Source organism: Burkholderia sp. Bp9031, assembly GCF_003857965.1.
Lineage (GTDB): Bacteria > Pseudomonadota > Gammaproteobacteria > Burkholderiales > Burkholderiaceae > Burkholderia > Burkholderia ambifaria_A.
On the sequence record NZ_QTPW01000002.1, the window covers coordinates 384,018 to 398,035 of the forward strand.

The window sequence follows — 14,018 nt, forward strand, 5'->3', positions numbered from 1 at the left end:
GCGCCGCAGCGCCTGCCGCCCCCTCCCAATCGAGCCCGAAGCGCGCCAGATACTTGCGTAGCCGGTCCGCATCGTTCGGCTGCTTCTTGTTCTGCCGCGATACCTCGAACAGCGTGCGGCCGGCCTCCGACACACTCGCCGACACGCGGCACACGTCGAGCACGCGCTCGAGCTGCGCGCGGTCGAACAGGTCGAGGTCCGCCGCCCGCGTACCGAACACCGCGTCGACGCATCCGCCCGACGTACCCTCGCCGCCCGGCGGTCCTTGAAGAAAAGGACAAGAATATGTGGAAGCGTCATGTGGTGAAAAAGAACGAACACGCGCGGCTGATTCGAGCGCGTCGCGGAACGGATCGACCGCATCTCGGTGTTCGGTGGCCTCGACCCGGTGCTGAACGGACTCGTCAGCATCAAGGGCGCCTGATGCATGCATGACATGACCCGGCGCGGCGCACGCGTGCCGCGCCGGACGAATGAACGAATGGTGAAGCAAATGAGCAACGATGATTTTCAGGTAATGGAACTGGCGAACGGCAAGCCGGTGAAGATGTGGACCCAGGGCGTCGCGGTCGAGGACGACGCGCGCACGCAGTTGCGCAACACCGCGCAGATGCCGTTCATCTTCAGGCACGTCGCGGTGATGCCGGACGTCCACCTCGGCAAGGGCTCGACGATCGGCAGCGTGATCCCGACGAAGGGCGCGATCATCCCGGCCGCGGTCGGCGTCGACATCGGCTGCGGGATGATGGCCGCGCGCACGACGCTCACGGCAGCGGACCTGCCGGACTCGCTCGGCGGGCTGCGCGGCGCGATCGAACGCGCGGTGCCGCACGGCCGCGTGCCGGGCCGCCGCGATCCGGGCGCATGGGGCGATCGCGCGCCGGCCGCCGTAACCGAGTCGTGGAAGTCGCTGCTGCCGGGTTTTCAGCGAATCGTCGACAAGTATCCGAAGCTGGAAAAGACGAACCACTACGCGCATCTGGGCACGCTCGGCACGGGCAACCACTTCATCGAGGTGTGCATCGACGAAGCGGGCCACGTGTGGTTCATGCTGCACAGCGGCTCGCGCGGCGTCGGCAACGCGATCGGCAGCCTGTTCATCGAACTCGCGCAGGCCGACATGCGGCAGCACATCGCGAACCTGCCGGATCGCAACCTGGCGTACTTCACCGAGGGCAGCCGGCACTTCGACGATTACGTCGAAGCGGTCGGCTGGGCGCAGGACTACGCGCGCCGCAACCGGCAGGCCATGATGGACGCGGTGATCGGCGCGGCGCGCGGCGTGATCGCGAAGCCGTTTTCGGTCGACGAGCACGCGGTGAACTGCCACCACAACTACGTGCAGCGCGAACGCCACTTCGGCGAGGACGTGCTCGTGACTCGCAAGGGCGCGGTGTCCGCGCAGAAGGGGCAGCTCGGGATCATTCCGGGCTCGATGGGCGCGAAGAGCTTCATCGTGCGCGGGCTCGGCAATCCGGAGAGCTTCTGCTCGTGCAGCCACGGCGCCGGCCGCTCGATGAGCCGGACCGAGGCGAAGCGCCGCTTCACGGTCGACGACCAGGTGAGCGCGACGCGCGGCATCGAATGCCGGAAAGACGCGGGCGTCGTCGATGAAATCCCGATGGCCTACAAGGACATCGATGCGGTGATGGCAGCACAGCGCAGCCTCGTCGAAGTGGTCCACACGCTGCGTCAGGTGGTGTGCGTGAAAGGATAGCGGGCATCACGCAGTCGAATCATCGATACCCGCCGACACGCCAACGGCGCGATGCCCTCATGCATCGCGCCGTTTCCGTATCGGCCTGCATTCGACCATCGTCACACGAATCGTCACCGCAGCGGCGGTATACTCGATGCCGTCCGGCCGCGCCCGATCCGCATCGCGCGCTTACGATGCGCTTGCAGCCGGACATCCGCCCTTCGCCCCGTCATTGCCGATACGAACCGTCATGTTTCGTCATCTCCCGCTTGCTGTTGCCCTCACCCTGCTCACCACGTCGCTCTCCGCCGCCGCACGCGATCCCGCGCAGCATTCGGTCGCGCGCGACTTCAAGAACTGGTCGGTCGTTTGCGACAACGCGAACCGCTGCGTCGCCGAAGGCGGCAACGACGACATCGACGACACGCGCACCAGCATGATCGTGCGGCTCACGCGCGACGCGGGCCCCGATGCGCGGCCGTCGCTGGAAATCTTCGCATCGGCACCGCTCGACCTGCGCACCGCACGCGCGGACGGCCAGCCGTTCGACGCGGTGCCGGCCGAGTGGCACGCCGTCGCCGGGGCCGGCGACGAAGACGACGACGTCTATCCATTCCGCATCCGCACCACCGACCCGACGACCGTCGATACGTGGCTGACCCTGTCGCACAACGCGCGGATGGTCAGCTTCGGCGACCCGGCCGCCGCGCAGACACCGCGCGTCTCGTTGTCGGGCCTCAATGCCGCGCTGCTGCTGATCGACGATACGCAGGGCCGCATCGGCACGGTCACCGCGCTGCTGCGCAAGGGCACGCGGCCCGCGTCGTCGGTGCCCGCCGCGCCGGCGTTGCCGCCCGCGCCCGTTCCCGCACCGCGTGTGGCCGACCTCACGCCCGCCGAACAACGTCCGCTCGTCGGCGCGGTGTTCGACAGATTCGAAGGAAACGTGAAGCGTTGCGCGGCCGATGCCGGTGACGAAATGTCGGCACACGATCGCCGCAAGACGGCGTCGGCCATCGCGATCTCGGCCACCGACGCGATCGTGTCGATCCCGTGCCAGACGAGCAGCGCATACAACCATACGGATCTCTGGTATCGCGTGCATCGCACCGCGCCGTACGCGCCGACGCCGCTGAATTTCGGCGAGCACGCGAGCGCGGGGCTCGATCCGGCATCGTTCGCGAACCAGCTGACCGAGGCAAGCTACGATCCCGCGCATGCGATGCTGTCGAGCCTCGACCGCGTGCGCGGCGCCGGCGATTGCGGGTCGAGCGCGTCGTGGGTGTTCGACGGCCGGCGCTTCGTGCTGAACGACGTCGCGATGCACGGCGCCTGCAACGGGCTGTTCCAGGATCAATGGCCGAGGCTGTATCGCACGGCCGGTTCGACCGACAACCCGCGCTGACGCGCGCCGGGCCCGAAAGCCTCGAGCGTCATCCGGCACTTCACCGGCGGCATCGAAGCGCGCGAAGTGCCCAAAACACCGTTCGCGACCGGCCCGCCGCTGCATGACAAAAGTTTCATGTTTCAATCAGCTGCGCGACGGGTCACTTCGATACGATCGACAACGTGACGGGCAATGCCCGTTACCACCCACGCAAGCGATTCGTTGCCGCACGGCACGAACACGCGTTAGGCCCGGACACGTGAAGTGCCGGGCCTTTTTTTGCGCCCACGGCATTCAGCGCGCGACGTTGCGCCGCGGGAACAGGCACGGATGTGCCTTCACGTACAGGTTCGGATTGCCGCAGCGATGCCCAGCGTAGTCGATTTGCTCGCCGGGAATCAATGCGGCGGCAACGGGCTGTGCTTTCGCCGCATCGGTCCATGCGACCGGTCCGCAGCCCGGGGGCATGGACGCGCAGCCTGCAACGAGCGGGACGAACAGCATGACGACGAGCGACGAGCGAACAGACAGGCGATTCACTTGGAGAACGAATGAAAGAGTCGTGATGGGACGGTCCGCTGTCGAGACGCTCGCGGCGAACGATGCACAAGCCAGCAGCCGGCTCGGATATCAGCGGCATGACGGCCGACACATCCGCTGCGGGTTGACTGCATGTTCCGTTCTGGCTCCGTCGCATGCATGACCCGAACATGACGATTGCGTCACGCGCGTCGCCGCGCAATCTGACGCACTTGTCATCTGCCGATCACGGTCACGCCGGGCTGTTTTCGCATACTGGGTCCATGGATCGCCACCCGGCGGCCTCAACAAGGAGAGCACCATGAAAACCGCAAAACTCGCAGCCCTGTTCGTCACCGCCACGCTGTCGTTCGGCATCGCCGCGCAAGCCGCCTTCGCGCAAACGCCGGGCAAGACCCGCACCGAAGTCATCAACGAACTGAAGCAGGCGCAGCACGACGGCGTGGTGCCGACGAGCAAGACGCAGTATCCGCCGACCGGCGACATCGTCGCGCGCAACAAGGCGCTTCACGGGATGTCGGTGCATGCCGGCGAGAAGGCGCCGCAGGCCGACAATCACGACAGCCTCGCGGCCCGCTGATGCCGGTCACGCGCGTGCGCTGCCCCGCGATCGCGGGCAGCATGCCGCGCGCCGCCTTGCCGCAGCGAACGTGCCGCCGTGTCTGATTGCTGCGATCTCACGCATGGGCTGCCGGCACGGCCTTCGGCGCGCCCGGCGGACGCGACGGAAAGCGCAGCCAGAATGTCGTGCGCCGGCCAGGGTCGCTGTCGACGCCGCATTCGCCGCCGTGGTTGTCCATGATCGACCGGACGATCGCGAGGCCGAGCCCCGTCCCCGATGCCGAATTGTGCCGCGACGGATCGACGCGATAGAAGCGCTCGAAAATCCGCTCGACATGCTGTGCATCAATGCCCGGCCCCGTATCCGATACGGCGATCGTCGTCACGCCGCCCTGCTCCGAACAGTCGATCGTCACGACGCTGCCGCGCGGTGCGTAAGCCAGCGCATTGGACAGCAGGTTGCTCAACGCGCGCTGGTACAGCATGAGGTCCGCATCGACCCACGCATAGCCGTCGACCTTCACGGACACGCCCGCATCCTCGGCAAGGGGCTCGTAGTAGCCCGCGACACGCGACGCTTGCTCGGCCGCATCGAGACGCCGCACGTCGATCGACGTGCCGGCCTGCTCCGAGCGCGCGAGAAACAGCATGTCCTCGATCATCCGCGACAAGCGCTGATACTCGTCGATGCTCGACTCGATCACGTACCGGTATTCATCCGCGCTGCGCGGCTGCGACAGCACGACCTGCGCAGCCGCCTGCAGGTTCGTGAGCGGCGTGCGCATGTCGTGTGCGAGATTCGACGAGAACTGGCTCAGCCGCGTAAACGATTCGTTCAGGCGTGCGAGCATCCCGTTGAACGCGTGCTCCAGCTCCTTCAGCTCGCCGGACGTATCGAGTTCCGGCAGCGGATGGGCAAGCCGGCTCGTCGACATCTGCTCGGCCCGCGCCGCGAAACGCCGCAGCGGGCTCAGCCCGAGCGCCGCGATGCCGTATGCGATCACGGCCGCGAGCACGACGCCGAACACCTCGATCACGACGATCGTGTACGCATGCGTGCGCAGCAGCAGCACATCGGCGCTGCGGTCGTACTGCACCGCGACGCGCACGACGGGCGCACCTGCGCCGGCAAGCGGCACGGTCATCACCCGATACTGATGCCGCGCACGTGGCGGCGCGACAAACACCGGAATGCGGCCGGCGTCCGTCGACAGCAGCGGCGCATAGGTGCGAAACCCCGGCGTGCCGACGATGCGCGTGCCGGTCGCATCGTAGATCGCGAGATCCATGTTCGGATGCCCATGCAACTGGTCGATCCAGATATCGGTGTTGCGGGCGACGTCGGCCGTCGAACGCGCTTCGGACAGGTGCGTACCCAGCGCGGCGGAAATGCCGGCCATCTGCTCGGCCGCCGTCGTCCCGATGCGATTGCTCAGCGCCTCGTACAGCGCGACGCCGCTCGATGCGAGGATCACCGACGTCGACAGGACGATCAGCGCGGTCAGGCGTCCGCGCAGCGTGCGCGGCAGCAGGTGCGCGATCACTTCGCCGCGCCGTCGCGCGCTTCGAGTACGTAGCCCATCCCGCGCACGGTGTGGATCAGCTTCGGTTCGTACGCGTCGTCGATCTTCGAGCGCAGCCTCCGGATCGCTGAATCGACGACGTTCGTGTCGCTGTTGAAGTTCATGTCCCACACCTGCGACGCGATCGTCGCGCGCGGCAGGATCTCGCCCTCGCGACGCATCAGCAGCCACAGCAGCGCGAACTCCTTCGCGGTCAACAGGATCGTGTCGCGCTGCCGCGTGGCCTTGCGCCGCGTGAGGTCGAGTTCGAGATCGGCCACGCGCAGCGTGTTCGAATCGCGCGGCTGGCCGCGCCGCAGGATCGACTTGATGCGCGCGGTCAGCTCGACGAAATCGAACGGCTTCGCAAGATAGTCGTCGGCGCCGAGCTCCAGCCCCTTCACGCGATCGCCGACGTCGTCGCGCGCGGTGAGAAACAGCACGGGTGTCGACTTGCTGCGCCGCAGGTTCTGCAACAGCGTCCAGCCGTCCTGCCCCGGCAGCATCACGTCGAGCACGAGCAGGTCGTACTCCTCGGTCTCGGCCTGGTGCTGCCCCGTGATGCCGTCCTCCACCCAGTCGACGACATAGCCGGCCTCGGTCAAGCCCTTGCGCAGATACGCGCCCGTTTTCGGTTCATCCTCGACAATCAGAATTCGCATCACGCATTACCCTTGAAGAAACCCAGCCGGCGCAACACACTCGCGCCGCCCCCGCCGCGCAACACCGCGCGCCACGACACCGAGTGGCTCACGCGGTACAGCACCGGCAGCACCAGCAGCGTCAGCGCCGTGGACGACAGGATACCGCCGATCACGACCGTCGCGAGCGGGCGCTGCACCTCGGCGCCGGTGCCGGTCGCGAACGCCATCGGCAGGAAGCCCAGCGACGCGACGAGCGCGGTCATCAGCACGGGCCGCAGCCGCGTGAGCGCGCCTTCGCGCACCGCCGCGTCGAGCGGCATCCCGTCGTCGCGCAGGTTGCGGATGAACGAGATCATCACGAGCCCGTTGAGCACGGCCACGCCGGACAGCGCGATGAAGCCGACCGCCGTGGTGATCGACAGCGGAATCCCGCGCAGCCACAGCGACACCACGCCGCCGCTCAGCGCGAACGGAATACCGGTGAAGACCAGCAAGCCGTCCTTCACGTTGTTGAACATCACGAACAACAGCACGAACACCATGAACAGCGCGAGCGGCACGACAAGCTTCAGACGCTCGCTCGCGCTCTGCAGCTGCTCGAACTGGCCGCCCCACGACACCCAGTAGCCGGCCGGCACGCGCACGTCCTGCTGCAGCTGCTCGCGTGCGTCGGCGACGAACGAGCCGACGTCGCGGCCGCGCACGTTCGCGCTGACGACGACGCGCCGCTTGCCGTCCTCGCGGCTGATCTGGTTCGGACCCGGCGCGACGTCGATCGTCGCGAGCTCCGCGAGCGGCACGTACGGCGCCTGCGCGAGCGGCGCGCTGGCGCCGGCGGCCGGCGCGGGCAGCGCGATCGGCAGCCGCTTGATCGCCTCGATGTCCGAGCGCAGCTCGTCCGGCAACCGCACGACGATGTCGAAGCGGCGGTCGCCCTGGAACAGCGTGCCGGCCTTCTGACCGCCGACGGCCGCGGCCACCGTGTCCTGCAGGTCGGCGACCGTCACGCCGTAGCGCGCGAGCTTGTCGCGGTCGAGGTTGACGGCCAGCACCGGCAGGCCGGTGGTCTGCTCGACCTTCACTTCGGATGCGCCCGGCACCTTCTGCAGCGCGGCCGCGATCTGCTCGCCGGTCTGGTTCAGCACGGCCATGTCGTCGCCGAAGATCTTCACCGCGACATCGCTGCGCACGCCCGAGATCAACTCGTTGAAGCGCAGCTGGATCGGCTGCGAGAACTCGTACGCGTTGCCCGGCAGTTCCGCGAGCGCCGCCTCGATCTCGCGCACGAGCTCGTCGCGCGGCTTGTTCGGGTCGGGCCACTGGTCGGACGGCTTCAGCATGATGTAGCCGTCCGACAGGTTCGGCGGCATCGGGTCGGCCGCGATCTCGGCCGTGCCGGTGCGCGCGAACACACGCTCGATTTCCGGGAAGCGCGCCTTCAGCGTCTTCTCGATCGACTTCTGCATCTCGACCGACTGCGACAGGCTCGTGCCCGGAATCCGCAGCGCGGCGACCGCGAGATCGCCCTCGTTCAGGCTCGGGATGAACTCGCTGCCGAGCCGCGTCGCGAGGCCGAGCGTGACCAGCACGATCGCGCCGGCGCCAAGCATCACGCGCGCGGGGCGCGTCATGAACGTGGCGAGCACCGGCTCGTACGCGCGCCGCGCCCAGCCCATCAGCCGGTTTTCCTTCTCCTCGACGCGCTCGCCGATGAACAGCGCGACCGCGGCCGGGATGAACGTGACTGTCAACACCATCGCGGCCGCGAGCGCCATCACGACGGTCACGGCCATCGGATGGAACATCTTCCCTTCGACGCCGGTGAGCGCGAAGATCGGCAGGTACACGACCATGATGATCAGTTGCCCGAAGATCAGCGCGCGGCGCGCCTCCTGCGACGCGCCGAACACTTCCGCAAAGCGCTCGTCGCGCGTCAGCGGCCGGCCGGCGACGGCCTGCGCATGCGCGAGCCGCCGCACGCAGTTCTCGACGATCACGACCGCACCGTCGACGATGATCCCGAAGTCGAGCGCGCCGAGGCTCATCAGGTTCGCGCTGACCTTCGCGTTGACCATGCCGGTGAACGTCATCAGCATCGACAGCGGGATCACGAGCGCGGTGATCAGCGCCGCGCGGATGTTGCCGAGGAACAGGAACAGCACGGCGATCACGAGGATCGCGCCTTCGAGCAGGTTCTTCTTCACCGTCGCGACGGCCTTCTCGACGAGCACGGTGCGGTCGTAGACGGGAATCGCCTTCACGCCGGCCGGCAGCGTGCGGTTCACGTCGGCCATCTTCGCGGCGACGGCCTTCGCGACCGAGCGGCTGTTCTCGCCCATCAGCATGAACACCGTGCCGAGCACGACCTCCTCGCCGTTCGACGTCGCGGCGCCAGTGCGCAGCTCGCGGCCGATGTCGACCTGCCCGACCTCCTTCATCCGCACCGGCACGCCGCCGACGTTGGTCAGCACGATGTTCGCGATGTCGTCGACGGTGCGTGCCTGGCCCGGCACGCGCACCAGGTACTGCTCGCCGCGCTTCTCGATGTAGCCCGCGCCAACGTTGTCATTGTTGCGTTCGAGCGCACGCACGACGTCGGCGAGCGTCAAGCCGTACGACATCAGCTTCGCCGGATTCGGCGCGACGCGGTATTCCTTCACGTAGCCGCCGATCGAGTTCACCTCGGTCACGCCGCGCACGTTTCTCAGTTGCGGCCGCACGACCCAGTCCTGCAGTTCGCGCAGGTCGGCCGCCGTATAGCGCGTGCCGTCGGGCTTGCGCGCGGCCGCGTCGGCCTCGACGGTCCACAGGTAGATCTCGCCGAGGCCTGTCGACGTCGGGCCCATCGCCGGCGCGATGCCGGCCGGCAGCTTGTCCTTCGCTTCCTGGATGCGCTCGTTGACGAGCTGCCGCGCGAAGTAGATGTCGGTGCCGTCCTTGAAGATCACCGTGACCTGCGACAGCCCGTAGCGCGAAATCGAGCGCGTCTGCTCGAGGCCGGGCAACCCGGCCATCACGGTCTCGACCGGATAGGTGATGCGCTGCTCGGCCTCCAGCGGCGAATAGCCGGGCGCGGCCGTGTTGATCTGGACCTGCACGTTCGTGATGTCGGGCACCGCGTCGATCGGTAGCCTCTGGTAGCTGAACACGCCCAGCGCGGCCACGGCCGCGATCGCCAGCATCACGAGCCAGCGGTGCGCAATCGCAAAGCGGATCAGGCGCTCAAACATGGCGGGATTCCTTGAAGCGGGGAACGGTCGACCGCACCGGACGGGCAGCCTGGCCGACGATGCGGCGGGCCGGAAACCGGGCGGCCGGGCGCGTTGCGGGTCGGACCGGGAACCGGGCTGCAAATCGCGCAACGGCGCACACGTCATGCTCATTCATGTTCCGCACTCCCCTTGCCGAGCTCGGCCTTCAACACGAAGCTGTTCGATGCCGCGTATTCCTGGCCCGGCCTGAGCCCCTTCAGCACTTCGGTCGCGCGCTCGTCGCGCCGCCCCGTCTCGACGGCCTGCGCAACGAAACCCTTCGGCGAGCGCACGAACACCGACGGCGCGCCGTCAACCTCCTGCAACGCGTCGCTCGCGACCGCCAGCGGCACGGCCTGCCTGCCCGCGTCGACCGACACGTTCACGAACATCCCGGGCCGCCACACGCCGTCGGGGTTCGGCAGCACGACGCGGGCGGGCGCGGTGCGCGTCTGTTCGCCGAGCAGAGAGCCGACATACGCGATCGGGCCGCTCGAGCGCGATTCGAACGCGGTCGCGCTGACGGTCGCATCGCGGCCGACGCGCACGCCGTTCAGCCGCTGCGCGGGTACGGCCATCTCGGCCCACACCGTCGACAGGTCGGAGATCACGAACAGGCTCGCGTCGGCGGCGATCGCTTCGCCAGGCGTCGCATGCTTCTCGACGATCGTTCCGGCGAACGGCGCGCGCAGCTCGTAGCGGTTCAGCGCGCCCGCGCCGGCCGGCGCGTTCAGCGCAGCCAGCTTCTGCCGCGCGTTCTGCACGGCGATCTCGGCCTCGCGCAGCTGCACCTGCGCCTGCTGGTAGTCCTGTTCCGCCGAGATGCGCTCCTGCCACAGCGTGCGTTCGCGTTCGTAAGTTGCGCGCGCACCCGACAGCCGGCGTTCGGCCGTCAGCAGTTCGCTGCGCCGGTCCGCGAGATCGGTGCTCGCGATCACGGCCAGCACCTGCCCCTTCGCGACGTTCTGCCCGAGCGACACCGACACCTGCTCGACGATGCCGGCCACGCGCGGCACGACGTGCGCGGTGCGATCCTCGTTGAACCTGATCTCGCCCGGCAGCTGGAACGGCGTCGCGATCTGCGCGGGGCCGGCCTTCGCGAGCGTGATCTTCGACGTCTGCAACTGCGCGTCGGTCAGCGCGATCGCACCGTCCGCGCGGGCGAACGGGAACGACACGGCTTCATTGGCCGCCTTCACGTCGATCGTCGCATCGAACACGTGGGGTTTGGCGATCGACTGCGCGGACACGAACTTCTGACCGGCCGCGTCGAAACGCAAGGGTTCATGCGAGCGGTCGTACCGCACCAGCGTGCCGGACACGGCGACGCCCTTGTCGGCCGGCTTGCCGTCGACGAACGGATAGACGACGAGCCGCGCATCGCCGGGCTTTTCCGTCATCACGATTTCGACGGACAGCTTGCCGCGCGTGAGCACGACGCCGCCATGCGAGCCGGTGCCGCCGCCGTCGGCCGATCGTTCGGCTTCTCCGGCCGCGGGCACGGACGGGCCGCCTCGCGTGACGGCGAGCGCGCCGAGCACGATCCCGGCGCCGCCGAGCACGGCCGCCGCAATGATGAAGATTCTGCTGCGTGACATGACGATCCTTCAGGTGAGAAGCGCGGCTATTGCGCGACGGCCGCGAGCGGCGTGCCGACGAGCCGGCCGATGTCGGCGCGTGCCGCATGCGCGTCGGCGAGCGCGCGCACGTATTGCGATTGCCCCTGGAACAGCGTGCGCTGCGCATCGAGCACATCGAGGAAACTGAACTTGCCGAGCTCGTAGCCGCGCGACATCGCGTCGAGCGCGAGCCGCGCGCCGGGCAGGATGTCGGTCTTCAGCCGCCGCGCTTCCTGCGCGGCCGCGTCGAAATCCGCATACGCCTGCGTGAGCGCGAGCCGCAACCGCGTACGCTCGCGCTCGAGATCGGCGTTCGCGCGCTCGGCCTTGTGCGCCGCTTCGAGCAGCGCGCCCTTGTTGGTGTCGAACAGCGGGATCGGGATCGACACGCCGACCACCGCCTGGTTGTCCGGCACGCCGCCGGTCGTCACCCGCTTCACGCCCGCGCCGACCGTCACGTCGGGGATGCGCCGCGCGCGTTCGAGCGACACGGCCGCGTTCGCGCGCAGCATCTCCGCACGCGCGGCGCGGGCGAGCGGTGCGTCGTCGAGCTGCGCGGCGAGCGTGGACAGCGGCTCGACCGCGGGCACCGTCTCCAGATCGCCGAGCGCGACGCGCCGGTCGCTGCCCGCTTCGCCCATCGCTGCGTTCAGCTTTTCGCGCGCGACGTCGGCCCGGCCGCGCGCAGTCACCACCTCGATCTGCACGCCGGCCGCCGCGACCTGCGCCTTGGTCGCCTCGACCGGCGACACCTTGCCGGCCTGCGCGCGGCGACCCGCGAGATCCGCGGAGCGCGCGGCGATCGCGGCCGATTCCTCGGTGACCTGGAGCTGGCGTTGCGCGGCGAGCAGTCCGTAGAACGCGGCGATCACGTCCGCGCGCACGGCGGCGCCCTGCTCGTCGAGCGACGCGTTCGCGGCCTCGCGGCCGTACGACGCGACGTCGAGCCGCGCGCGGCGCTTGCCGCCGAGTTCGATGGTCTGGTTGATCAGCGCGGTCGACGTGCGCTCCGCGCGGCTGAAGCCTTCCTGCTGGAACGACACTTCAGGATTGGGACGCGCGCCGGCCTGCATCAGCGCGCCGGCCGATGCGTCGAGGTCAGCGCGTGCACCGCGCAGCGCCGGGTTGTTGCGGGCGGCGGCCGCGAGTGCGTCGGACAGCGTCAGCGACGGGAACGATGGGACGTCGGATGGCGGTGCAACGCGCGGCGCCGCGCCACCGGACGCAGCAGGCGTCGCGACCTGCGGCGACTGCGCATGGGCCGTCGCGGCCGTCGCGGCCGTCGCGGCCGTCGCGAAGACGACGGCCACGGCGAAGGTGAGCTTGAGCATGTTCGGTTCTGCGATAACGGATCGCGACCGATGCTACGGATCGGGCGCAGTGTGAACATGAGGCGAATATGACAATTCCGTCATCTACCGGCGCATCGACATGATGCGTCTTCACGACACCCATCGCCGCACGGCGCCTCTCACGATCGAGTGTCGGTCATGAATTGTTCATGATTAAATTTTCGAACATGTCTAATAGACTTCACTCAACAAAAACATGATCGTTATGCATTCCTTTTTAAATATCAAACATTCAATGAACGATCATATCGACGAAGACGAATGGATCCTTGTAACAACCGGGCGAACGAACACGATTCCGGGATCCATACACGAAGTCGAACTTGACCTTGCCCGCATCTGCCCAATTATGTCGAACAAGGAATTCAGGGCGCTATTTGTTCGGTTGAGGGACGCTGCGGCGCAATTGATTCTAGACCGCATTGAGGGATTGTCACGGTGGGACAGAAACGAAAGAGAACGCGTGGCAACGTGGTTCGGTCGAGCAGATCAAAATGTCCGTGGAACGCTGGAAACCGGTCTTCCAAGACTCTTGACCGCCACTCGCGAGTTGAAACCCGAAAACGTGATTCGCTGGGACGAACAGACCGGCATAAATATAACCTGCACGGTATTCCCTGACGATGACAACACCGATGCTGCTGTCTGCAAGCCCGATTCCGCAAGACGAATCATCACCATCTATCCGCATTTCTGCACGCTTCCTGATGCGGACTTATGGACAGCATGCAAGCTCAAGACGATCATTCACGAATGCACGCATTACACCGACGTGTTCGACTCTGACGATTTGATGTACGGACAAGGAACCGGTCTGCAATACTGGGTCAGAAGTCATCCGGAATTCGCTATCCGGAACGCTGACAGTCTGGCTGCTTACGTAGCCCATTTCGACAGAAAATTATGGTGAATTCGACAATTCATTCGCAGGGCACAGTCGCTCGATTTGCTGTTCCGCTTATACTTATGATGATTTCGCCGCTATCGGTCGCGTGTACCGTCATGCAGTTTATGGAAACATCACTTCCGTTCAACGCGACTGAACTTTCAAACCAGGACCGGCTGCGTGTCGCAGATATGATGATCGAAGCAAGAAAGTGGCCTGGCGCGACGATCGGAGCGGATGTCGTTGCCGGAGCCTACATCGGAGAGCGAAATCGCGATCGTCTCATAGACGCACGTGCGAACGATGTTAAAAGCTATTTGAAGCAGTTAGGTATCGACGAGAATGCCATCTGGATCAACAAGCTGACGTTCACTGAGGACATGGCACGCAATGGTAACGGCGATCTGGACCTGCGCCAGATTGCAATCCAGCTAGTCCCGCTTTGCGAACGGGGATGCGGATACCTCTGCAACGATCCTCGCGTTATGCCTACTTCGAACGCAATCCGATAACGCTG

Annotated in this window: 11 protein-coding genes and 1 pseudogene; 5 read left to right on the plus strand and 7 right to left on the minus strand. The window is 66.8% G+C overall.

Annotated features, from left to right (window positions below; all coding sequences use genetic code 11):
• Positions 1-7: 7 nt before the first annotated feature.
• A pseudogene (locus DIE15_RS37480) lies at positions 8-235 on the minus strand (sigma 54-dependent transcriptional regulator); the annotation flags it as partial.
• Positions 236-493: 258 nt separating this feature from the next.
• Here DIE15_RS37480 and DIE15_RS04935 point away from each other — a divergent pair.
• Together DIE15_RS04935 and DIE15_RS04940 are read left to right on the plus strand one after the other, a co-directional pair.
• Complete coding sequence (locus tag DIE15_RS04935) at positions 494-1,717, plus strand: RtcB family protein (RefSeq protein WP_057925969.1); 1,224 nt, start codon at positions 494-496, stop codon at positions 1,715-1,717.
• A 232-nt stretch (positions 1,718-1,949) separates the two neighbouring features.
• Entirely contained in the window at positions 1,950-3,104 is a 1,155-nt protein-coding gene (locus DIE15_RS04940) for a DUF1176 domain-containing protein (RefSeq protein ID WP_124832525.1), read from the plus strand.
• A 276-nt stretch (positions 3,105-3,380) separates the two neighbouring features.
• On the opposite strand, the gene DIE15_RS04945 is transcribed toward DIE15_RS04940, so the two are convergent.
• Entirely contained in the window at positions 3,381-3,626 is a 246-nt protein-coding gene (locus DIE15_RS04945; RefSeq protein ID WP_124832526.1) for a hypothetical protein, read from the minus strand.
• A gap of 301 nt (positions 3,627-3,927) precedes the next feature.
• Between DIE15_RS04945 and DIE15_RS04950 the strand changes: the two genes are divergently transcribed.
• Entirely contained in the window at positions 3,928-4,206 is a 279-nt protein-coding gene (locus tag DIE15_RS04950) for a DUF4148 domain-containing protein (protein ID WP_124832527.1), read from the plus strand.
• Between the two features lie 97 nt (positions 4,207-4,303).
• Here DIE15_RS04950 and DIE15_RS04955 read toward each other — a convergent pair whose 3' ends face one another.
• The 5 genes from DIE15_RS04955 to DIE15_RS04975 form a co-directional block, all read right to left on the minus strand.
• Positions 4,304-5,731 (minus strand): heavy metal sensor histidine kinase, encoded by a 1,428-nt coding sequence (locus DIE15_RS04955; RefSeq protein WP_124832528.1) that lies wholly within the window; start codon positions 5,729-5,731, stop codon positions 4,304-4,306.
• Complete coding sequence (gene irlR, locus DIE15_RS04960) at positions 5,728-6,411, minus strand: heavy metal response regulator transcription factor IrlR (RefSeq protein WP_057925785.1); 684 nt, start codon at positions 6,409-6,411, stop codon at positions 5,728-5,730. Before irlR ends, DIE15_RS04955 begins: the two co-directional genes overlap by 4 nt.
• Positions 6,411-9,623 carry an efflux RND transporter permease subunit gene (locus tag DIE15_RS04965; protein ID WP_124832529.1) on the minus strand — a complete coding sequence of 1,071 codons (3,213 nt, stop codon included), beginning with the start codon at positions 9,621-9,623 and terminating at the stop codon, positions 6,411-6,413. Before DIE15_RS04965 ends, irlR begins: the two co-directional genes overlap by 1 nt.
• A gap of 149 nt (positions 9,624-9,772) precedes the next feature.
• Complete coding sequence (locus tag DIE15_RS04970; protein WP_124832530.1) at positions 9,773-11,242, minus strand: efflux RND transporter periplasmic adaptor subunit; 1,470 nt, start codon at positions 11,240-11,242, stop codon at positions 9,773-9,775.
• Positions 11,243-11,268: 26 nt separating this feature from the next.
• Complete coding sequence (locus tag DIE15_RS04975; protein ID WP_124832531.1) at positions 11,269-12,594, minus strand: TolC family protein; 1,326 nt, start codon at positions 12,592-12,594, stop codon at positions 11,269-11,271.
• A gap of 256 nt (positions 12,595-12,850) precedes the next feature.
• Here DIE15_RS04975 and DIE15_RS04980 point away from each other — a divergent pair, with 256 nt between their 5' ends.
• Both DIE15_RS04980 and DIE15_RS04985 read left to right on the plus strand, forming a co-directional pair.
• On the plus strand, positions 12,851-13,525 hold the full coding sequence (locus DIE15_RS04980; RefSeq protein ID WP_124832532.1) for a M35 family metallo-endopeptidase: 675 nt from the start codon (positions 12,851-12,853) through the stop codon (positions 13,523-13,525).
• Positions 13,526-13,617: 92 nt separating this feature from the next.
• Complete coding sequence (locus tag DIE15_RS04985) at positions 13,618-14,013, plus strand: hypothetical protein (RefSeq protein ID WP_124832533.1); 396 nt, start codon at positions 13,618-13,620, stop codon at positions 14,011-14,013.
• Positions 14,014-14,018: the final 5 nt, after the last annotated feature.

What these genes read in the sequence shown, in the direction of transcription:
- DIE15_RS04950 (WP_124832527.1), top strand. Translation starts at nt 3,928, where the DNA reads ATGAAAACCGCAAAACTCGCAGCCCTGTTCGTCACCGCCACGCTGTCG.
- DIE15_RS04980 (WP_124832532.1), top strand. Translation starts at nt 12,851, where the DNA reads ATGAACGATCATATCGACGAAGACGAATGGATCCTTGTAACAACCGGG.
- DIE15_RS04975 (WP_124832531.1), bottom strand. Translation starts at nt 12,594, where the DNA reads ATGCTCAAGCTCACCTTCGCCGTGGCCGTCGTCTTCGCGACGGCCGCG.
- DIE15_RS04935 (WP_057925969.1), top strand. Translation starts at nt 494, where the DNA reads ATGAGCAACGATGATTTTCAGGTAATGGAACTGGCGAACGGCAAGCCG.
- DIE15_RS04965 (WP_124832529.1), bottom strand. Translation starts at nt 9,623, where the DNA reads ATGTTTGAGCGCCTGATCCGCTTTGCGATTGCGCACCGCTGGCTCGTG.
- DIE15_RS04940 (WP_124832525.1), top strand. Translation starts at nt 1,950, where the DNA reads ATGTTTCGTCATCTCCCGCTTGCTGTTGCCCTCACCCTGCTCACCACG.
- DIE15_RS04970 (WP_124832530.1), bottom strand. Translation starts at nt 11,242, where the DNA reads ATGTCACGCAGCAGAATCTTCATCATTGCGGCGGCCGTGCTCGGCGGC.
- irlR (WP_057925785.1), bottom strand. Translation starts at nt 6,411, where the DNA reads ATGCGAATTCTGATTGTCGAGGATGAACCGAAAACGGGCGCGTATCTG.
- DIE15_RS04985 (WP_124832533.1), top strand. Translation starts at nt 13,618, where the DNA reads ATGCAGTTTATGGAAACATCACTTCCGTTCAACGCGACTGAACTTTCA.